General features: G+C 44.0%; 18 protein-coding genes. 13 read left to right on the top strand and 5 right to left on the bottom strand.

The features are described from left to right. Nucleotides 1-27: 27 nt before the first annotated feature. Together polA and QCB45_RS07825 are read left to right on the top strand one after the other, a co-directional pair. Entirely contained in the window at nt 28-2,847 is a 2,820-nt protein-coding gene (polA, locus tag QCB45_RS07830) for a DNA polymerase I (protein ID WP_279420358.1), read from the top strand. Between the two features lie 97 nt (nt 2,848-2,944). Next, a complete protein-coding gene (locus QCB45_RS07825; protein WP_279420357.1) occupies nt 2,945-3,688 on the top strand; it encodes a hypothetical protein in 744 nt (247 codons plus the stop codon). A gap of 59 nt (nt 3,689-3,747) precedes the next feature. On the opposite strand, the gene yihA is transcribed toward QCB45_RS07825, so the two are convergent. After that, on the bottom strand, nt 3,748-4,392 hold the full coding sequence (yihA, locus tag QCB45_RS07820; RefSeq protein WP_279420356.1) for a ribosome biogenesis GTP-binding protein YihA/YsxC: 645 nt from the start codon (nt 4,390-4,392) through the stop codon (nt 3,748-3,750). A 121-nt stretch (nt 4,393-4,513) separates the two neighbouring features. Here yihA and QCB45_RS07815 point away from each other — a divergent pair, with 121 nt between their 5' ends. The 5 genes from QCB45_RS07815 to QCB45_RS07795 all read left to right on the top strand — a co-directional run bounded on the left by QCB45_RS07815 (nt 4,514) and on the right by QCB45_RS07795 (nt 10,729). Next, complete coding sequence (locus QCB45_RS07815; protein ID WP_279420355.1) at nt 4,514-6,556, top strand: cytochrome c biogenesis protein ResB; 2,043 nt, start codon at nt 4,514-4,516, stop codon at nt 6,554-6,556. 12 nt (nt 6,557-6,568) lie between these two features. Next, the gene (gene ccsB, locus QCB45_RS07810) at nt 6,569-7,747 is read left to right on the top strand and encodes a c-type cytochrome biogenesis protein CcsB (RefSeq protein ID WP_279420354.1); all 1,179 of its coding nucleotides are present in this window, start codon (nt 6,569-6,571) and stop codon (nt 7,745-7,747) included. Between the two features lie 42 nt (nt 7,748-7,789). Beyond that, nucleotides 7,790-8,425: a thiol:disulfide interchange protein DsbA/DsbL gene (locus tag QCB45_RS07805; protein WP_279420353.1), complete on the top strand. Its 636-nt coding sequence runs from the start codon at nt 7,790-7,792 to the stop codon at nt 8,423-8,425. Nucleotides 8,426-8,668: 243 nt separating this feature from the next. Further along, nucleotides 8,669-10,315: an acetolactate synthase large subunit gene (locus QCB45_RS07800; protein WP_279420351.1), complete on the top strand. Its 1,647-nt coding sequence runs from the start codon at nt 8,669-8,671 to the stop codon at nt 10,313-10,315. Between the two features lie 69 nt (nt 10,316-10,384). Continuing rightward, entirely contained in the window at nt 10,385-10,729 is a 345-nt protein-coding gene (locus tag QCB45_RS07795; RefSeq protein WP_279420350.1) for a hypothetical protein, read from the top strand. A gap of 4 nt (nt 10,730-10,733) precedes the next feature. Here the strand turns inward: QCB45_RS07795 and QCB45_RS07790 are convergent, their stop codons facing one another. Continuing rightward, nucleotides 10,734-11,339: a nitroreductase gene (locus QCB45_RS07790; RefSeq protein ID WP_279420348.1), complete on the bottom strand. Its 606-nt coding sequence runs from the start codon at nt 11,337-11,339 to the stop codon at nt 10,734-10,736. 353 nt (nt 11,340-11,692) lie between these two features. Between QCB45_RS07790 and QCB45_RS07785 the strand changes: the two genes are divergently transcribed. Beyond that, nucleotides 11,693-12,622: a hydrogen peroxide-inducible genes activator gene (locus QCB45_RS07785; RefSeq protein WP_279420346.1), complete on the top strand. Its 930-nt coding sequence runs from the start codon at nt 11,693-11,695 to the stop codon at nt 12,620-12,622. 16 nt (nt 12,623-12,638) lie between these two features. Beyond that, the gene (locus tag QCB45_RS07780) at nt 12,639-13,415 is read left to right on the top strand and encodes a VacJ family lipoprotein (RefSeq protein ID WP_279420344.1); all 777 of its coding nucleotides are present in this window, start codon (nt 12,639-12,641) and stop codon (nt 13,413-13,415) included. A 73-nt stretch (nt 13,416-13,488) separates the two neighbouring features. Here QCB45_RS07780 and nhaA read toward each other — a convergent pair whose 3' ends face one another. After that, the gene (gene nhaA / locus QCB45_RS07775) at nt 13,489-14,859 is read right to left on the bottom strand and encodes a Na+/H+ antiporter NhaA (protein WP_279420343.1); all 1,371 of its coding nucleotides are present in this window, start codon (nt 14,857-14,859) and stop codon (nt 13,489-13,491) included. Nucleotides 14,860-14,980: 121 nt separating this feature from the next. Between nhaA and nhaD the strand changes: the two genes are divergently transcribed. Beyond that, nucleotides 14,981-16,399: a sodium:proton antiporter NhaD gene (nhaD, locus tag QCB45_RS07770; RefSeq protein WP_279420341.1), complete on the top strand. Its 1,419-nt coding sequence runs from the start codon at nt 14,981-14,983 to the stop codon at nt 16,397-16,399. 90 nt (nt 16,400-16,489) lie between these two features. On the opposite strand, the gene QCB45_RS07765 is transcribed toward nhaD, so the two are convergent. Both QCB45_RS07765 and QCB45_RS07760 read right to left on the bottom strand, forming a co-directional pair. Further along, nucleotides 16,490-16,948 (bottom strand): NUDIX domain-containing protein, encoded by a 459-nt coding sequence (locus tag QCB45_RS07765; protein ID WP_279420339.1) that lies wholly within the window; start codon nt 16,946-16,948, stop codon nt 16,490-16,492. A gap of 98 nt (nt 16,949-17,046) precedes the next feature. Beyond that, nucleotides 17,047-17,526: an Lrp/AsnC family transcriptional regulator gene (locus QCB45_RS07760; RefSeq protein WP_279420337.1), complete on the bottom strand. Its 480-nt coding sequence runs from the start codon at nt 17,524-17,526 to the stop codon at nt 17,047-17,049. A 164-nt stretch (nt 17,527-17,690) separates the two neighbouring features. Between QCB45_RS07760 and QCB45_RS07755 the strand changes: the two genes are divergently transcribed. The 3 genes from QCB45_RS07755 to QCB45_RS07745 all read left to right on the top strand — a co-directional run bounded on the left by QCB45_RS07755 (nt 17,691) and on the right by QCB45_RS07745 (nt 21,107). After that, complete coding sequence (locus QCB45_RS07755) at nt 17,691-19,361, top strand: 2-isopropylmalate synthase (protein WP_279420336.1); 1,671 nt, start codon at nt 17,691-17,693, stop codon at nt 19,359-19,361. 126 nt (nt 19,362-19,487) lie between these two features. Beyond that, nucleotides 19,488-20,105, top strand: a complete 618-nt coding sequence (locus QCB45_RS07750) for a flavin reductase family protein (RefSeq protein ID WP_279420334.1) — start codon at nt 19,488-19,490, stop codon at nt 20,103-20,105. 375 nt (nt 20,106-20,480) lie between these two features. Then, the gene (locus QCB45_RS07745) at nt 20,481-21,107 is read left to right on the top strand and encodes a rhodanese-like domain-containing protein (protein ID WP_279420332.1); all 627 of its coding nucleotides are present in this window, start codon (nt 20,481-20,483) and stop codon (nt 21,105-21,107) included. Nucleotides 21,108-21,246 lie beyond the last annotated feature (139 nt).

Raw genomic sequence — 21,246 nt, 5'->3', positions numbered from 1 at the left:
GATAATTTTACCATAACAGGCAAACAAATGACCTCTTCCAATGTGCAACTAATCACCAATCCCGACAGCCCTTTTATTTTGGTGGATGGTTCTTCCTATTTATTCCGTGCTTTCCATGCTATGCCACCACTGACCAACTCAAAAGGCCAGGCCACTGGGGCCATTTTCGGCGTCATCAATATGCTAGGAAAACTGCTATCCCAATACCAGCCGGAAAAGATGGCTGTCGTGTTCGACGCCAAAGGTAAAACCTTCCGTCACGATATGTACACCGAGTACAAGGCGCATCGTCCACCAATGCCGGAAGAGCTTAGTTCGCAGATTGCACCACTACACGAAATCGTCAAGGCTCTGGGCTTGCCTATTCTGGTGATCGAAGGCGTCGAGGCGGATGACGTCATCGGCACCCTCGCCCAACAAGCGACCGAAGCCAAACACGATACCCTGATCTCCACCGGGGATAAGGATATGGCACAGCTGGTCAACGAACACGTAACCCTGATCAATACCATGAACGACAGCCTTTCCACGCCAGAAAGCGTCGTCGAGAAGTTCGGCGTACGCGCCGACCAGATCATCGACTATCTGGCGCTGGTAGGTGATACCGCAGACAACATCCCGGGAATTCCAAAATGCGGTCCTAAAACCGCCGTAAAATGGCTAAACGCGCACGGAACCATTGACCGCTTGGTCGAAAATGCCGACAGTATCGGCGGCAAAATCGGTGAAAACCTGCGCAACAATTTGGATCAACTCGCGCTTTCCCGCGAATTGACCACCATCAAAACCGATTGTGACTTGCCGGTACATCTGGAAGACATCAACCGCCAACCACCGGATTTGGAAAAGTTGCAGGAACTGTTTGCTGAATACGAATTCAAAACCTGGTTAAACCAGGTTATGCAAGGCGAAGCGCCTTTTTCAAAATCCAACGGAGCCAAAGCGCACAGCCAAACGCTAACCAGAAAGAGTCCAACTCAATCCGCTTCTCAGTCGTCAGAGCCTACATCCTCTTCCATGAAAGCGTCACAACCGTACGAGACGGTGTTCACTCTGGAACAGTTTGACCAATGGCTTGAACGCTTGCAAAAAGCCGAGTTGATTTCTGTGGACACTGAAACCACCTCGCTCAACACCATGGAAGCCCAGATTGTCGGTTTGTGTTTCGCAGTCGCCGAAAACGAAACCCGACAGGCCTGCTATATTCCACTGGCGCACGATTACGAAGGCGCGCCCGAACAACTTGACCAAACCATGGTGCTTGAAAAAATTAAACCGATTCTGGAAGATCCGAATGTTGCCAAATGTGGCCAGAACCTCAAATACGACTGGCACGTGCTACAGAACCACGGCATCGAACTTCAGGGAATCCGTTTCGACACTATGCTCGAATCTTATACCTTAAACAGTACCGCCACCCGTCACAACATGGATGATCTGGCGCTGAAATACCTGAACCACCGTACCATCCATTTTGAGGAAATCGCCGGTAAGGGCAAGAAACAGCTGACCTTCAACCAAATCGACATCGAAACAGCCGCACCATATGCCGCTGAAGATGCAGATATTACTTTACAGTTGCACGAAACCCTTTGGCCACAGCTTGAAACCGAAGCCGGATTGAAAACTGTATTCGCCGATATCGAAATGCCGCTTCTTCCGGTTCTCGCTCACATGGAACGCAACGGCGTCCTGATCGACACCGACATGCTGGCTGCCCAAAGCATTGAGATCACCGAAAAACTAGCGGAACTGGAACAGAAAGCCCATCTTATTGCTGGCGAAGTCTTTAACCTGAACTCCTCCAAACAGTTGCAGGTCATTCTGTTCGAAAACCTGGATCTTCCGGTTATCAAAAAGACACCCAAAGGCCAACCTTCGACGGCCGAGCCGGTGTTGGCAGAACTGGCCGAACAAGGCCATGAAATGCCTAACCTGATTTTGGAATACCGAAGCCTGGCGAAACTTAAGTCGACTTACACCGATTCCCTGCCGAAACAGATCTGCCCGAGAACCGGACGCATCCATACTTCCTATCAGCAGGCCGTCGCATCAACCGGACGCCTGTCCTCAACCGAACCGAACCTGCAAAACATTCCTGTTCGTTCGACCGAAGGCCGCCGCATCCGCCAAGCTTTTATAGCGGAACCGGGATACAAGCTGATCGCAGCCGACTACTCTCAAATTGAATTACGTATCATGGCTCACCTCTCAGACGACGACGGTCTCTTAAATGCCTTCGCACAAGGAAAAGACATCCATAAAGCGACCGCCTCGGAAATTTTCGGCGTGCCTTTAGATTCAGTCACAACCGAACAGCGTCGAAGCGCCAAGGCGGTGAATTTCGGCTTGATTTACGGCATGTCCGCATTCGGTCTGGCAAAACAGCTGAATGTCAGTCGAGGTTTGGCTCAGGAATACATCAATCTCTATTTCGCCCGTTATCCCGGTGTCTTGACCTACATGGACACCACCAAGGAAAACGCCAAAGCCAACGGTTACGTCGAAACCTTAATGGGTCGCCGCCTCTACTTGCCTGACATCAACGCCCGCAACGGTCAGCTCCGACAATATGCGGAACGTACGGCGATCAACGCACCGATGCAAGGCACTGCCGCCGATATCATCAAAACCGCTATGATCCGCATCGAAGAATGGCTAAAGACTTGTCCGTTCGACATCAAAATGATCATGCAGGTACACGATGAATTGGTATTTGAAGTTGCAGAAGACCAGATTGAAACAGTCAAACCGAACATCAGGGAGTTGATGGAGTCGGCTTTGGAACTCAAGGTGCCTTTAACTGTCGATATCGGCCAAGGCAAGAACTGGGACGAAGCCCATTAATTTCCAAAAGGCCTGATAAGGTTCTGAAAAAACCGCCCCGGCCTGTTGAAGATACGGTATATTTAAGCCGATAATTATTTTTACTTAGGAGTTTATCTTGAACACCCGAATTTCCAAACTGAATAAATCCATGTTGGCATCGGCTCTTTTCGGCCTGTCGTTCAACGCTATGGCAGACAACAACATCAATACCCTGAATTTCGCTTCCCAGAACGATTTTGAACAGTTCGCCGAAAGCGTAACCAATGTATTCAGTCATAAAACTATGTTTCCGGCTGAATACATGGGCGTGACCGGATTTGATGTCGGTGCCTCTGTCAACCTGGTGGAAACGGGTTATAAGCTCTCTAACCAAACCAAACGCAATAAGGACCTGTTACCGGTATACAGCCTTCACGCTCTGAAAGGTCTACCGGGAGGTTTCGATATCGGGCTTCATTACAACGTCCTTGGAGACAGTGACGCTTCAAGCTGGAGCGCTGAGCTGCGTTACGCCATACTTGAAGGCGGTACAACCCAACCGGCCGTTTCCGTAAGCGGGAATTACACTCAGGCGTCCGGTATTGATGCTCTGAACTTCAACAGCTATGGTGTTGATTTCGGCATCTCCAAAGGCTTTGCTAATTTGACCCCTTACGCGGGAATCGGTTGGGTACTTGCCAGTGTCGATCCAAAAGTCGCCAACGCCAACAGCAGTGTCAACCTAAAAACCGAAGACGTTTCCCTAATGAAAGTTTCCGCCGGATTGAATATCAACTTGCTAGTTATGGATGTCATGATCGGTTACAACCAGATTGGTGATTACGGAACCTATTCGATTAAAGCGGGTTATCGCTTTTAAGTATTGGTTTTCATCTATAAAAAAGGCCTCGTTATGAGGCCTTTTTTGTTTCGGAACTTTTATTCCGCCACTTTTTTATCGTCTTTATTTTCCTTTACCGGCCTTTCATAAGCCATCCATTCGTCCAATTTGTTCCAGACCTGAATCAACCCATCACGCTTCAAAGAAGAGAACAATTGGGCAGTTGCGTGCGGATAATTTTCTTTCAGGAGTTTCTGCAACTTCATTAAATTGGCCTTAGCCGGCCCTTTTTTAAGCTTGTCCGACTTAGTCAGAAGAACGTGCACCGGCAGATTTAAGTCCAACGTCCAATCCAACATCACCAAATCGATATCGGTCGGCGGCATACGTGAATCCATCAACAAAATCAATCCTTTCAGACATTGACGTTTTTCGATGTATTCCGACAAACCTGCTTCCCAAGCACGTTTGATCTTAATGTTAACCTTCGCAAATCCGTAACCCGGCAGATCCACCAGTCGTCGTTCCGGATCGCATTCAAAAAAGTTAATTAATTGTGTGCGACCGGGTGTCTTACTGGTACGCGCCAATGCCTTCTGCGAAGTAATCACGTTCAAGGCACTTGATTTACCGGCATTCGAACGGCCGGCAAAAGCGACTTCATAGCCAATGTCTTCAGGACATAACGCCAAAGTCGGGACACTTTTCAGGTAAGTCGCTTTTTGATATAGAGGGTGTTGCATAGAATAATCTTTAATACTTTATCAATAGTTTGCATAAGTATATACTCTACACTATTTTTTCAAATCATTTATTGGCGCCAAAGAAGGCCCGTCTTGTCGCCTTGAACCAGAATTTAAACTTATGACTCAAGCAGATATTTCAAAAAACCCTACTTCCAACCATAAGAAAAACAAGGTACTTGTCGACTTTTTGGGCTCGATGAACCTCGCTGTTACCTTGTTGGTGATGTTATCCATCGCCTCGGTAGTCGGTACGGTATTAAAACAAGACCAAACCACCCAGGACTACGTCATCAAATTCGGTCCTTTCTGGTCCGAGGTCTTCAATTCTTTAGGCCTTTTCCATGTATATGGCGCCGCATGGTTCGTTCTGGTTCTACTGTTCCTGCTGCTTTCGACCAGTGTCTGCGTTACCCGCAACACGCCAACATTCATCAAAGACATGAAACAATACAACGAAAAACTTTCGTTGAACGCCCTAAAGCATCAGCCTAACCATGCAACATTCGACAGTGAAAGCAACCTTGAAAGTGAAGTCCAAAGAGCCCAAAACCTGTTAAAGCACAACGGTTATAAAACCAAGATTCACCAGCGCGACGATGGCAGCGTTACCGTTGCAGGCCTAAAAGGAAGATGGAACCGTTTGGGTTACTTTTTCACCCATATTTCGATCATCGTCATCTGTATCGGCGCCCTACTGGACAGCAACCTTTTACTTAAATACCGTGAATTAACCGGCAAACTCGTCCCTGAAACCCGTACAGTCTCTTTGGACAAAGTACCGCAAACAGCCTGGATGGGGCCTGAAAATCTCTCTTTCCGCGGTACGGTGAATGTACCTGAAGGGCAAAAAACCGATGTGTTGTTCCTGCCTTATGAAAATGGTTATCTGGTTCAAAAACTGCCTTTCACGGTTGAAGTGAAAGACTTCCGCATTGAATATTACGATACCGGAATGCCTAAATCCTTTGAAAGTGATCTGATTCTGACAGCGCCGGACCTGGACAAGCCTATCGAAAAGACTATCGCCGTCAATCACCCGCTCTACTATAAGAACTATGCGATTTACCAATCTTCATTCGGAGACGGCGGTTCCATTCTGAACCTGAAGGTGCATCCGTTGCTATCACCGGTTGAAAACGCAATCGATCTGAAAACTGCCGTTAATAAGACCGAACCTTTGAAAACACCAATTGGCCGCTTCAATGTTGAAATCAACGACTTCCGTCTCTTCAACATGGTGCCGGCAACCGAAGCTGAAAAAGCTGAAACCGGTAAAAAGTTCCACAATAACGGCCCGTCGATCATCTTCAAAGTCCGTAACGAACAAGGAAAAGCTTGGGAATACGACAATTACATGATGCCGAACCTTCAGGAAGGCCGCTGGTTCTTCATGACAGGTGTCCGTACCATGAACAGCGAACCGTTCCGTTACCTGTTCATTCCAGCAGATGCTAATAAGGAAAAAACCCGTTTCTTCAAGTTCCTGGCTTTGATCAACAATCCGGTCGAAACCAATAAAATTCTGACAGAATCTTTTCCTAAAACTGACCAGATCACCGATAAAACCTACGAACTTCAGATTCGTTTGATGCGACAGTTGTTAAGTCTGTTCCGTTCGAAAGGATTTGATGGAATTTCAGAGTTCGTCAGTAAAAACGTTCCTAAAGAAGAACAAGAAAAGGTTTCCGACTACTATTTCAGTCAAACCAGTTTTGCATTACAAAGCCTCTACCTTTCAGTTCTTAAAAAAGAAGGAAGACAGATCGGACATGACCAGGATATTTCCGATTTCAACAAACGTTGGTTTGAAGATGCCCTGAACGCCTTCAACGGCCTGTCTCGATTCGGACCGCCAATGTATTTCGAACTGAAATCGTTCAAACAGATCCAATCGACCGGATTGCAAATCACAAAATCACCTGGAAAAGATGTGGTTTATTTTGGGAGTGCAATGCTTATAATCGGGGTATTCTTTTTGTTCTATATGCGCCAGAAACGCATTTGGGTGCATATCCAAAACAAACAATCCGGTGATTCAACCGACAACCAATCAACCGAAATTACTGTAGCCGGCAGAGATAAAAAACATCTGCCAGAAACTGAAATTGAATTTAATGCGCTCGTTGATCAAATTCAACAGCCCGTTAAACAAACTGATTAAAGGTAACTGACCATGCACACTAACAGCGTGACGAATGAATTCAATTCATCAGAAAAAAAGTACTTTGATTTAAGGAACATTGCTTGGGCAATTTTTGTCATTGCCAGTAGTTTAATCGCCTGGAATCAATACGGTAGCCTGATGGACTACTATGAAGACACCATTCTGGCCGGTGCTACCATCGGTTTGATCTGGCTTGGTATGAAATGGCGCAGCTTCCAGCCGGCCGCCATTGCCGTCGCTCTATTGAGTCTTTTAGCGATCTATACCTACCAGATGCACGGAGACCACATCACGGCTAACGAACAGGCGTTTTTTCTCAAATACCTGGTTTCCAGCCAATCGGCGATCATGTGGATGAACGCCCTATTCGTTTTAGCAACCATCACTTATTTCTTCGCACTTTATCAAAAGTCGGACTTCACTGGTAAAGTGGCTACTTCCATGGTTTGGACTGCAGCGGTTTTCGGTCTGGTCGGCATGATGGTACGCTGGCGCGAATCTTACATCATCAACACGGATTATGGCCACATTCCGGTCAGTAGCCTGTATGAAGTATTCATTCTATTCGTAGTAATCACCGCTTTGATTTATCTGTACTACGAACAGAAATACAAAACCCGTACTCTGGGTGGTTTCGTCATGTTGGTTGTCAGTGCTGCCGTTGGGTTTATCCTTTGGTATACCTTCGATAAGGGCGCCAATGTAATCCAACCTCTGGTACCTGCATTGAAGAGTTGGTGGATGAAGATTCACGTCCCGGCCAACTTCATCGGATACGGTAGTTTCTCAATCGCTGCAATGGTTGGTCTTGCTTATTTGATCTCTTCCAAACTGGCTCAAAAGAACCCTGAAAACGGCTTTGTAAAACGAATGCCTTCTTTAGAACTGATGGATGACCTTATGTATAAATCCATCTCTCTAGGGTTCGCTTTCTTCACAATCGCCACCGTTCTGGGTGCGATGTGGGCAGCTGAAGCCTGGGGGGGTTACTGGTCATGGGATCCTAAAGAAACTTGGGCATTGATCGTTTGGTTGAATTATGCGGCTTGGTTACATATCCGAATGAGTAAAGGTTGGCGCGGAACACCGATGGCTTGGTGGGCTCTGATCGGTTTGCTGGTCACTACTTTTGCTTTCCTTGGTGTTAATATGTTCCTATCCGGACTACACTCTTATGGTGAGCTGTAACAGGCCTGTTTGGAATCGATTCAACTTAATTTAGAGGTTTGCATGTTACGTAGAACTTGGTTAAAAACACTGGCTGCCGGTGCTTTCATCGCCCTATTCTCAAACGCCGCCATTGCGCAACAAGAGGATTTTGGGTTTGAAGAAGGTGTGGAATATAAAAAAATCCCCCAGCCGGTTTCCATTGCACCGCACAATAAACAAGTCACCGAGGTGTTTTATTACGGATGCCCGCATTGTTACCATCTTGAACCGAGTATCCATGGATGGCTAAAAACCAAACCGGAAGATGTTTATTTTGAACAGGTTCCGGCCGTATTGAACAATCCTAACTGGATTTTCATGGCTAAGGTGTACTACACAGCCAAAGAACTGGGCGTATTGAAGCAATCTCATACCCCATTCTTTGACGCTTTGCATAGGGACAAAAAACCTCTGTTTACAGTCAAGGCGATCGCGAAATTCTTCACTCAATTCGGAGTAAAAGAAAAGGATTTTGAATCTACATTCAATAGCTTTAAGGTGGATCAACTGGTCCGAAACGCCATAAAAGTCACTAAATCCTACGGAATCGACGGTGTACCGGCGGTCATTGTGAACGGCAAATACATTACCGACGTTCCGATGACACATAGCCAGAAAAGAATGTGGAACGTGGTCGATTATCTAACGAATAAATAGTTTATTCGATTATTCCCATTACCTATCAAAACCCCGAACAATCCATTCGGGGTTTTTTATATAACTCAAAAATATTTCAATTCGTAATATTTTTAAGTATTTCATCGTATACATAAACGATTTAATAAAATATCATGCCCTGAACAGATAAAGTTGGTAAGAAACGATTCCATATTTCCAACAGGCCTGTTATTTTTACCCCTAAAATAAAAAACAATTCAATATTACAAAGCGAGTGACAGCATGAAAGCGGCTAAGTTATTTGTTCAATGTCTGGAAAACGAAGGCGTTGAATACATTTTTGGAATTCCCGGTGAAGAAAACCTGGACATCATGGATGCCCTACTGGATTCCAAAATTGAATTCATCACTACCCGACATGAACAAGGTGCGGCTTTCATGGCTGACGTATACGGCCGTTTAACGGGTCGTGCCGGGGTTTGCTTATCTACATTAGGGCCTGGTGCCACTAACCTTGTAACCGGCGTAGCAGACGCCAATATGGACAATGCACCATTGGTCGCAATCGCCGGACAAGCCGCTACAACTCGAATGCACAAAGAATCTCATCAAGTGGTGGATCTGGTTAGCATGTTCAAACCCATCACCAAATACGCGGCTCAAGTCTTGGAGCCGGAAACCATTCCGGAAGTGGTCCGCAAAGCTTTCAAGTTAGCCGAAGCCGAAAAACCGGGAGCGACATTCATTGACCTACCGGAAAACATCACCGAAATGGAAACCAATGAAACGCCATTACCGAGAAGTGCCAACCGTTTGACTCTGGCAGATAAAGAACTGCTAGAAACCGCTGCTGAACTGATCAAAAGTGCGAAATACCCATTAATCCTTGTCGGTAACGGAGCCGTTAGAGCACGTGCAGGCAAGGATCTACAGGAGTTCGTCGAAAAGCATTCCATTCCTGTGGTCAATACTTTTATGGCCAAAGGCGTCATCCCTTTCTTCAAAAACGGCATGGCAATGGGTTCTGCAGGTTTACAGAAAGGCGATTATGAAAACGGCGGATTCGCCAGAGCAGACGTCGTTATCTGCGTTGGATTCGATATGGTTGAGTACCACCCTCACCTATGGAATCCGAAACGAAATCATCGAATCATCCACATTGACACGAAAAAATCCGAAGTTGATCAAAGTTACATTCCGGAAGTCGAGTTGATCGGAAATATCGGTCGTAACCTGGCGGCTTTGGGAGAACTAATTCCGGAACCTCAACATAATACCTTGATCGACTTTCCTCTCAGGGATGCCATGATTAAGGAAATGAATCGTTGTTCAACGAGCGAAGATTGGCCGATGCTGCCACAAAAAATCATCTGGGACCTACGTACCGCTATGAAAAAAGCTGATATCGCAATTTGCGATGTAGGAGCTCATAAAATGTGGATGGCGCGTATGTTCCGTTGTGATTTACCAAACACCTGCATCATTTCCAACGGCTTTGCAGGAATGGGAATTGCCGTACCAGGGGCTATTTCCGCTAAATTGGCCAATCCGGATAAAGCCGTTGTTGCGGTTACCGGTGATGCCGGTTTTATGATGAATTCACAAGAGATCGAAACTGCTCTGCGCTGTAATACACCAATCGTGATTTTGATCTGGAATGACAGTCAATACGGCTTGATTGAATGGAAGCAACAACGCCGTTTCGGACGCTCCGCCTATATCGATTTTAAAAACCCGAATTTTGTCGATTACGCGAAATCCTTCGGTGCTGAAGGAGTACGTATCGAATCTTCGGATCAATTGTTACCAACCTTACAAGCGGCTTTGAAAGCCAATACGGTCACAGTCATCGACTGTCCGGTTGATTACTCGCAAAATGACCGTTTAACCGAACTTTTAGGCAACGTATTGTCTGAAATCGAGGATTAATCCATAATTGATTAAACGCACCCGATCAAACCATTTGTTCAATCGGTACAACTTAAGGAAGAGAGTGCTATGATTTTCATTAGACGAAATGACGAAGGTAATATCATTGAGATCGATTTCGCTCCAGCCCCAAATCTGGAAGAAATCAGCCTGTTTGACCCTGAACTAAAGAATTTCCTACAAAACTCTCCTCACAGCGAGGAACTAATCAAAACCGTCCTCGATAATTTAGATTTGAATATGGTGCGTGTCATTGAGGATTTGATCGACGTATTAATCGACAAAGACTTAATTCGCTTTACGGACTTACCAAGCGCCGTACAAAATAAATTACTGTTCAAAAAGAGTATCCGTAGCTCGCTGCAAGAAGATAAAGACCTGTTAATCGAAGAAGAAGAACCGCTTAATTTCTAATCGATTAATCCAATCGAGTCAGAATCTCTTCAATGGGTTTTCTTTTGGCGTTAGGTTGGCTACAGTCGGGATCACGATGACCGATGTACAAGGCTCCGATCAATTCAATCCGGTCACTGTCTATACCCAATAATCGATACGTTCTCGGATCCTTCAAAATCGGGCCGGTACTCCACTGTACACCCAGACTCTGATTCCAAGCCATCAATTGAAAATTCTGAATGGCGCAGGCACAAGCGGCATAATCCTCTTTCTGAACCACAGGATTTTCCGATAGTACCTGACCGACCAAAATAATTTCAGGAATCGCCGAGAATTTCTCCAATGCTTTTTGATAGAAACAGTCATAACTTTCAGAATCATCGAGCGATTTTTTACTAGCCCGGTTTTCAGCATAAATATCCGCTAAAACTGTCCGACTCTTCGTCCCTAAATGCCAGAATCGCCATGGTTGGGTCAACTTATGATTAGGCGCCCATCTGGCGGCTTCCAAACAGTTTTCCAATGTATGAAATGCCACAGGAAAATCTTTTGACGAAGCAAACCGATAACAGGTGCGTCTTGATTGAAACAACTCTAACAAATCAATTTGAGGTAAAGGGTCATGCATTTGTTTCTTTGATCCTAAATCATAGTAAAATAGCGTCATATAAAGACGGTTTCATTATGAATAATCACCGTCCATTCCACAAGCCAACAACCAAGTGTATAACTTGTTAGATTTTGTGGATAACTCTGCTTTTTTTACCAATCCTGATTTTTATCCACAAAACACACACACTTATCCACCCCACTTATTTAAAAGCATTCGCACAGCCTATTAACAAGCTAATGAATTGATTTGTTTCAAAAATTCGTTTTTATCAACAGTATCCATTAACATAAGAAGAATAAAAAGAAGAATTAAATAAAAAAGAATATATATATTTAATAAGTAAACATCATCCACTAAGAAGCTTCAATATGACACTGAATGAATTGAAATACATCATAGCGGTAGCAAAAGAAAAACACTTTCGCAAAGCATCTGAAACTTGCTTTGTCAGTCAACCTACTTTGAGTGTCGCCATCAAAAAACTTGAAGAAGAATTAGGAGTCATCTTATTCGAGAGACGCAAACAAGATGTACTGGTTACTCCTATTGGAAAAAAAATCATTGCTATTGCAGAAGAAATCATTGAGCATAGTAAAGACATCAAACAACTCGCCAAAGAAGCGCAAGGCGATTTTTCATCCGAATTAAAGATTGGAGCAATCCATACCATTGCCCCTTATCTGTTACCAAAACTGATCCCCGTATTTCATAAACACGCACCACACGTTCCATTGATCATTGAAGAAAACTTCACCCACGTGCTAGCTAAAAAACTGCAAAGCGGTGAACTGGACATGGTGATTCTTTCATTGCCATTTGAAGAGCCCAATATTGAAACCTTCCCGCTTTATGAAGAACCGTTCAAATTAGTCGTTCCGAAAGAACATCCTTTAAACGATTCTAAAGAAAAAATTGTTTTACAAAAAATCAAAGATGAAACAGTTTTATTATTGGGAGCCGGACACTGTTTTCGTGATCAAGTAATCGAAGCATTTCCAAACCTGATGCATCTGAATTATCAAAGTGACCGTCTTCAGAAAACATTCGAAGGCAGTTCATTGGAAACCATTCGTTATATGGTTGCTTCAGGTGCAGGGATCTCTATTTTTCCTTGTAGTTCTCTCTCAGAACGCGATGAGGCTCTTTTTACGATCAAATCATTACCTGACCCCGTTCCTAAGAGAAAAATCGCTCTAGCATGGCGTAAGAGCTTTCCAAGAAAGGAAATACTGGAACGTTTTAAACAATCCCTGTTAGAAATTCGAATTCCTTGTACAATTCGTTCATCTTCAAATTAATATCAAAATGAAATATATGAAAAAACATCTAATGATTCTTTGTTTGAGTTTTCTGACAATTTTCGGTTATTCAAACGTACAGGCCGGTTGGGAAGAGGATCTGGTTTACAAACCTGAAACAAAACAAACAGGCAATGCCCCAACCATGAATGCCAGGGATCCTTATGAATCCTTCAACCGAAAAATATTTGCATTCAATATGGGATTCCATGACCTAATCGGCGAACCGGTCGCTAAAGCGTATTTAAATTATGTACCTCAACCGGCACAAACAGGCATCAGCAACTTTTTCAGTAATTTGACTATGCCTTTGAATTTCACCAACAGCTTTCTACAAGGTAAGATTCAAGAAGGTCTGGCAGGTGTAATGCGTTTCACCATAAACAGTACATTTGGTCTTTTAGGGCTATTGGATATCGCAACACCGGCTGGATTGGAATTGAAGAAAGAAGATTTGGGACAAACGCTTTATGTTTGGGGCGTTTGGGATGAAGCTTCCTTTATCATGTTGCCGTTTTTAGGGCCTTACACGACTCGAAGCCTATTTGGAAAAATCGGTGATAACAGTTACGATCCGACTTATAAACTCCTTCATGAAGATATTAACCGTAATGCAATTTTCTTGGGAGATGCTTTTGTCAGTTATACCAAAGCGACACCATTGATTGATCAATTAAAGACCCAACCGGATCCTTATATTTTCATGCGTGAAAGTTACCTTCAATATCGAACCAATCTGATTTATGACGGTCATCCTCCACAACCGAAATTAGATGATTTCGATTTTGAATAAAATCATTGTATTTTTAAAACAAAAAAACCAGGCAATGCCTGGTTTTTTATTTGTTGGTTTTTAACCTAATTGATTAGTTTGACGTTGCCGATTTGGCGATGAATCGCAGCCATAGGAAACCGAACAGGCCTGCTACCAAGGAAGCGACCAGAATCCCGGTTTTTGCCCCCAACAACATATCATTCGGCGTATCCCAAGCCAGTTCGGCAATAAAGATCGACATGGTGAAACCAATTCCCCCCAGGAAAGAAACCCCGAAAAGTTGACTCATGGTCGAACCGGTCGGCAGTCTGGCCAGTCCAAGTTTAATCACTACCCAAGAAACCCCAGCAATACCGATTACTTTCCCGAACACCAGACCAAACATGACGCCTAAGGTAACCGGTTCAGTCAATAACCCACCCATTTCCGAGAAGTTCAAAGCAATCCCGGCATTGGCTAATGCAAACAACGGAATGATGATCAGTCCGACCGGAAGGTGCAAGTCGTGTTCCAATCGGTTTAATGGCGTCTGTACACGATGAACCCCTTTTTCCATTTGTCTTACGAGCGATTTCTGGTTGTCGGACAGTTGATGGTTGGGATCGTTTCTTTCCTCTTTCTGATAGGCGTTGACTAAGGTGTTCATATGTTCATGGAAGAACGATGGATTGAATTTTGGTTTGGCCGGAATCGCCAGGGCGGTCAGAATACCGGCAATGGTCGCGTGGACACCGGATTCTAGCATGGACGCCCACATGAAACCGCCGACGATGAAATAAGGTAACGGTTTATGGATTCCAAAACGGTTGAAGCTGATCAGCACCGCGAAGAACACAAACGCAGCTAACAGGTAAGGCATATTGATCTGTTCGGTATAGAACAGGGCAATGACCGTGACCGCGCCTAAGTCATCAACAATTGCAAGACCGACTAGGAAAGTCACCAAGGCTGCCGGTACGCGTTTACCGAGTAGAACCAAGGCACTGATTGCAAAAGCGATATCGGTGGCCATTGGGATTCCCCAACCGTTTTCGGCAGGGGTGCCTTGGGTGATGTAATAGAAAATAAGAGCCGGGAAAACCATACCACCCAAAGCTGCCACGATTGGCAAAACCGCGTTTTTTGGATCGGAAAGTTCACCGACCATAACTTCACGTTTGATTTCCAGACCGACCAGAAAGAAGAAGATAGCCATTAAGCCATCATTGATCCAATGGTGAAGTGTATGGTCGATGGCGAATTCGCCTAATGCAACGGTAAAGTGAGTATGGAATAGGTGAGAATAAGCTTCTGCCAAAGGGCTGTTAGCCAGAATCAGTGCAATGACCGTCATGATCATTAAAACCAGACCGGTGGTAGTTTGATTGTGCAGGAATTCCTCGAAAGGGGTCGCTACTTTATTGAAGGTTTTCTCCCATGGAGCGAAAAATTCATACTCTTTTTTCAGTAGTTTAACTTTCATTGTGTTTCCTCATCGATTTAGACGGTAATCTATCGCTTTTTGATTATTAAATTAAGAATAATTTATATAGAATAAAGAATAATTGATTTGTATTGTACAGATTTTAGTCTAAGGATAAGTAATGTTTAATGTATTCAAAACGGTCGTGGCAGGCCTGTTATTGGTATTACCCGGATTGGCCTTTTCAAGCGAAACGGCAAATTCGATCGACCTCACCACCCATTGGGCCGGTTTTGTCAGTCTTGGAATTTTCATCGTGGCTTATTTCCTGGTCATGACGGAAGAGTTCACTCATTTGCGTAAATCTAAGCCGGTCATCTTGGCCGCAGGTCTGATCTGGGCGATTATAGCCTATGTGATGGCGCAACACGGTATGCCGAATGCGGCTGAAGAGGCGGTTAGACACAACATCCTTGAATTTGCCGAACTGTTCCTGTTCCTGTTAGCAGCGATGACTTACATCAACGCGATGGAGGAGCGTCAGGTCTTTGGTGCTTTGCGTGGTTGGTTGGTTTCCAAAGGTTTTTCTTACGTACAGCTGTTTTGGATCACCGGTTTTCTGGCATTCTTCATTTCGCCGGTGGCGGACAACCTGACCACGGCTTTGTTGATGGGAGCGGTCATTTTGGCGGTGGGTTCCAATTCGCCGAAATTCGTCAGTCTGAGTTTCATTAACGTGGTAATTGCGGCCAATGCTGGCGGCGCATTTAGTCCATTCGGTGATATTACAACATTGATGGTTTGGCAAAAAGGCCTCCTACAGTTCCATGAGTTCTTTGATCTGTTCTTGCCTGCTTTGGTCAACTTTACGGTTCCGGCTTTGTTCATGATGTTCTTTATTCCGAAAGAGAAACCAGAACCATTGGAAGAAAGCATCAATATGCGTCGTGGTGCCAGACGTATTATCTTCCTGTTTTTCATGACGATTGTTACTGCAGTTTCAATGCATAACTTCCTGCATATGCCGCCGGTATTGGGAATGATGATGGGACTTGCTTATCTGCAGTTCTTTGCTTATTACCTGAAGAAAACCGGTGAGATCTCCTATGAGATCGGCAACGAAGGGGAAGGGACAATTCATGGTAATTCCAGACCGGTTACTTTTGATATTTTCAACAAAATCGCCCGTGCGGAGTGGGATACTCTGTTGTTCTTCTTTGGGGTTATTTTGGCCGTTGGCGGTTTGGGTACTTTGGGTTACCTTGCTGTGGCTTCGGACGTTATGTACCACAACTGGGGTGCGACTTACGCTAACGTTGCGGTCGGATTCCTGTCAGCGATTGTCGATAACATTCCTGTGATGTTCGCTGTACTGACGATGAACCCAACCATGGCCGACGGTCAATGGCTGTTGGTGACCTTGACCGCAGGGGTAGGGGGATCGCTTCTTTCGATTGGTTCTGCTGCCGGTGTGGCGTTAATGGGGCAATCCAAAGGCCAGTACACTTTCTTCAATCATTTGAAGTGGACGCCGGTCATCGCATTGGGGTATTTCGCCAGTATCTGGGTGCATATGATGCTTAATGCGGAATTGTTCTAAAACAACCATTTCGACAAAAAAAGCGGCTTTGAATGCCGCTTTTTTTATATTTGCTTAAATTCGATTTCGACAGGCCTGTCGGGAATGTTTTTATTGAATACGACCCAAATAAAATGGATTATCCGGAATGGTTAGCTGTTGTAACACCTCAGCTAATTGTTCAGGATCTAATGTCAGCGTCTTCAGGTTGTCTATATCGATCCATTCTACGGAAACTTGATGCGAGTCTGGATGTAATCCATTTCGTGGCGTATAGGGCGTTTTAAGTTCGCATAGAAAAGCGAACTCGATTTTATGTTTCGTAATGTCGGGTTGTTTTCTGGAAGGGCGGCTGTGTTCGTAAACCTTCGTCATTGTTTTGGTCATGATTTCTGCACCGATTTCCTCAAAAACCTCCCGTACCAAGGCTTCTTCAAGCGTTTCTCCCGGTTCCTGTGTGCCGCCCGGCAGGGTGTAATGTACCCGGCCGTCCTCATACTGTTTCTTGATCAGCAGGATTTTACGATCTTGCAGAATAATGGCTTTGGCGCTGTTTTTGGAAGTTATCATGATGATTTTTCAATGATTTATGGTTTATTCAATCATATAGAAAAATTCTCAACTGGTAAAACAGCAAAAAAATCGAACAGGCCTGTCAGGTTTCTAAATCAGATTGGAATGGCGGTTTTATCGATGACCTTGCGCAATACGAAACTGGTGTGTACGCCGCTTACCCCTTCAATCTGGGTGACATGGTTCAATAGCAGATCCTGATACGCTTCCAGATCCTTTACCACCACTTTCAACTGATAATCGGCTGTCTGCCCGGTTAATAGCAAACATTCCAATACGTTAGGTAACGCCTGGACTTTATTTTCAAATTCCTGAAATCGTTCCTTGGTGTGTTTGTCCATTGAGATATGAATCAAAGCCATTAGGTCTAACCCGAGTTTTTTGGCGTCGAGTAGGGTACGGTAACCAAGAATGATTCCGGACTCTTCCAGTGACTTGAAACGTCTTAGACAGGCGGAAGGAGACAGTCCGATCTGGTCAGCGATTTCCTGGTTGGACAGACGGCCGTTATTTTGCAGGGCGTTGAGTATGGCTTTGTCGTATTGATCCAGAGAATTCGAATTATTTGATGGCATATCGTACCTAGTTGGTTTTTAATTGTTAGTTTTTTATATATTTAAGCATAAAGTTGCAATATTTAATAAATATATAGAATAGTTTGCAATAAAATTCGGCAGCTCAATTTGTACAATAATCTTCAATCAAAAACCCGCAACGTTGCACACAAGAGTTTAGTCCAATGAAATCGACAATGAATGCCATCAAATATCGCCGTACACCTACACCGGAATTACCAAACAGACAGTGGCCGAATAATTTTCTGACCAAGGCGCCAATTTGGGTCAGTGTCGACCTGCGTGACGGTAACCAGGCGTTGGCTAATCCAATGACGGTCGATCAGAAACTGGCTCTTTGGAAACAGTTGGTCTCGATGGGATTCAAAACCATTGAAGTCGGTTTTCCATCGGCAAGTCAGGTGGAATTCGATTTCACCCGTCGTTTGATTGAAGAGAATTTGATTCCAGACGATGTCACCATTCAGGTGCTGGTACAGGCTCGAGAACATTTGATCGCCCGAACTTATGAAGCCTTGAAAGGGGTTAAACAAGCGGTTGTGCACGTTTATAACACCACTTCGATAGTACAGCGCGAAAACGTTTTCGAAAAGAGTAAGGAAGAGATTAAGGCAATGGCGGTGCAGGGCGCGATATGGGTGCAGGAATATGCTGCCAAAGCGTCCGAAACCAATCCTGAATCCAAGTGGGTATTCCAATATTCACCGGAAAGTTTTTCCCAGACCGAAACCGATTACGCAGTGGAAGTTTGTGAAGCGGTCATGAATGTTTGGCAACCGACACCGGAAAACAAATGTATTTTGAATCTTCCGGCTACGGTGGAAAGCACTTCGCCTAACCGTTTTGCCGACCAGGTTGAATATTTCATCACGCATCTGCCAAACCGTGAATCGGCGATCATTTCGATTCATACCCACAACGACCGAGGTTGTGCGGTAGCGGCGGCGGAATTGGCCTTATTGGCCGGTGCTGACCGCATTGAAGGAACTTTGCTGGGTAACGGCGAACGTACCGGGAATATGGATATCGTCACTTTAGCGATGAATCTGTTCAGTGAAGGAATCGATCCACAATTGGATCTTTCGCATCCGAACAATTGGATTCCGGTAGTTGAGGAAGTCACTCAGATCAAAACCCATCCACGCCATCCTTGGGTTGGGGAAGTGGTTTATACTGCCTATTCCGGAAGTCATCAGGACGCCATCCGTAAATGCTTACTAAAACAGCAACCGGATGCACCGTGGAATGTGGCCTATCTGCCAATCGATCCAAAAGATGTCGGACGTGATTACGAAGCGATTATTCGCGTCAACAGTCAGTCAGGTAAAGCCGGGTCTGCGTTTGTATTGGCTCAAGAATATGGTTTGAACCTGCCTAAATGGATGCAATTGGATTTTGCTCCTGTGGCTCAGGCATTGGCCGAAGAACATGGTGGTGTTATTAGCCATAAGGAACTGTACGCTGCATTTGAAACTCACTACGGTCTTCAGCAATCCGATATTCAATTGGACCATTACAAATTGGATCGTGTAGGGGACCAGGAAAAACTATGCATTGAAATCGACGGCGAAAAATGGGAAGGAATCGGCAACGGTACAATCAGCGCTTTGTGCGATGCTTGGCAGAAACGTACCGGTCAGGCGGTGGATGTCATTGATTATGCCGAACATGCGTTGCATTTGATTGATGATGTTTCGGCTGGTAAAAATGCTCGAGCGATGGCCTATGTCTATCTGCAGCAAAACCAAACTAAGACAGTCGGTGTGGCTATTGCTGAAGATTCGGTAACGGCAATGTTATTGGCGCTATTGAAAGGTCTTCATTCAGGTTCTTAAAATTAGTTCAAATTAATCCAAACAGGCCTGTCTTTATGCGAATCAGGTAGGCCTAATTATTTGCATTCCTTTTCTACTTGTACTCAAATAACAGCCTTTCAGAATTCAATTTTTCAAAGGTGTTTTATGTTTGTTGAAAGTGCAAAATTAAGTACTCCGGAAATTTATCCTCTTCTGGTCGGTGGCATCGTTCCAAGGCCAATTGCCTGGGTTAGCACCCGAAGTGATGATGGTATTGATAATCTTGCACCTTATTCTTTCTTTACAGTAGCAAGCTGCAACCCTCCGGTTCTTAGCGTCACTCAGGTCAATCCGGGCGATCGTGCTGATAAGGACACTTTGTCTAATCTTTTGCAAAACGGCGAGTGTGTGGTGAATGTTGTCAGTTCGGATCTCGCTGAAGTTATGAATGCCAGTTGCGCTGATTATCCTTCCCAGATCAGTGAGTTTGAAGCAGTTGGTATAGAGACGGATAAGAGTCATCAAGTATCACCTTTGAGCGTTAAACAAGCGAAAGTACGTTATGAATGCCGTTTGCGGGAGGTGATCAGTATTACGGATCAGCCGGCTGGCGGTAAAATGATGCTGTTGGATGTGGTTGGTTTTTATGTCAATGATGATGTTTATTCGGACGGTATGATTAATTCAAAAAAATTGGACGCCGTAGGCAAGTTGGGTGGAAACGACTATTCAAAGATACAAGAACAGTTTGCTTTGGTTCGTCCGGTGTTGGACTCTGAATAGAAAGAACCAGTTATAAAACCGATAGTTATGTTTCACGTGAAACAAAAAAACCGCTCTAAGCCAGGTAAAGAGCGGTTGAAAAAGCTTTGTTCTGAATCAAAACCGTAAATCGATTTTTGACATAATACACTTTTCGAATCAATTATATAAGTCTTTGGAAGAACTGATATTTTTCTAATCGTTTTTCGGGTGACTATTTTCTCTTCTCGTTTTATCCCTTTATTAATTTCATATCCGTTTTGTGGGGATCTTTGTAATATCCATATAATTCATAATACTTTTATATCCATAAATTTTTTAATAAGAAAAAATAAGTATTCCTTAATATAATCGGATCGCTTTATATTTTTTTAATCCAATGTAGGAGTACTAAGAATGAAATGTAAACGATTACTGGCTTTATTTATTACTGCGGGCTTATTCAGCTCATCAGTATATGCCGCTGTTGATGTAAAAACAGGTTCTGCTACCTCAGAAATTGAAGCAAAATTACCTGAAAAGAAGCGTGATATTCTTCACCATTATCTAAGCCCTAAAGAAGTGTATGACATTAAAAAAGCAGAAGGGAATAAGGTTTTATTTGTTGATATTCGTACTCCTTACGAACTTCAATTTGTCGGGCATACTGAAATGATCGATGGAAATGTTCCTTACATCACTTTCGATTATTCAGATTGGGATGCCAAGAAAAAAACGTATAAGCGACAATTCAATTCTGGCTTTGTAGGCCAAGTTGAAGATCTGATGAAAAAGACCGGTATCAATTACGGTAAGGACACCAAAATTATCTTGATGTGTCGTTCAGGAGATCGTTCAGCGAAAGCGACAGATTTGATGGCTAAAAATGGTTACACCAATGTATGGAGTGCTTGGCAAGGTTTTGAAGGTGATAAAGCCAAGTCAGGAGAAGGCAAAGGCAAGCGCGTTGTTAACGGCTGGAAAAATGCCGGTCTGCCTTGGACATATAAAATGGATAAGGAAAAAGCAGCATTTATTTTCTAATTTTTGTTTAAGTTAGAAGAGTAAAAGAGCCTCGCTTATTGCGGGGCTTTTTTGTTAAGCGATTCAAAAAATAATTACATTCTTTAGTTAAGTCATTCTTATTCTTGAACATCTTGATTAATGTTTGCAGTTTTAACTC

It is taken from the genome of Thiomicrorhabdus sp. ZW0627, assembly GCF_029767005.1.
In the GTDB taxonomy this organism is placed as follows: domain Bacteria; phylum Pseudomonadota; class Gammaproteobacteria; order Thiomicrospirales; family Thiomicrospiraceae; genus Thiomicrorhabdus.
This window is presented reverse-complemented; position numbering and strand designations above follow the sequence as displayed.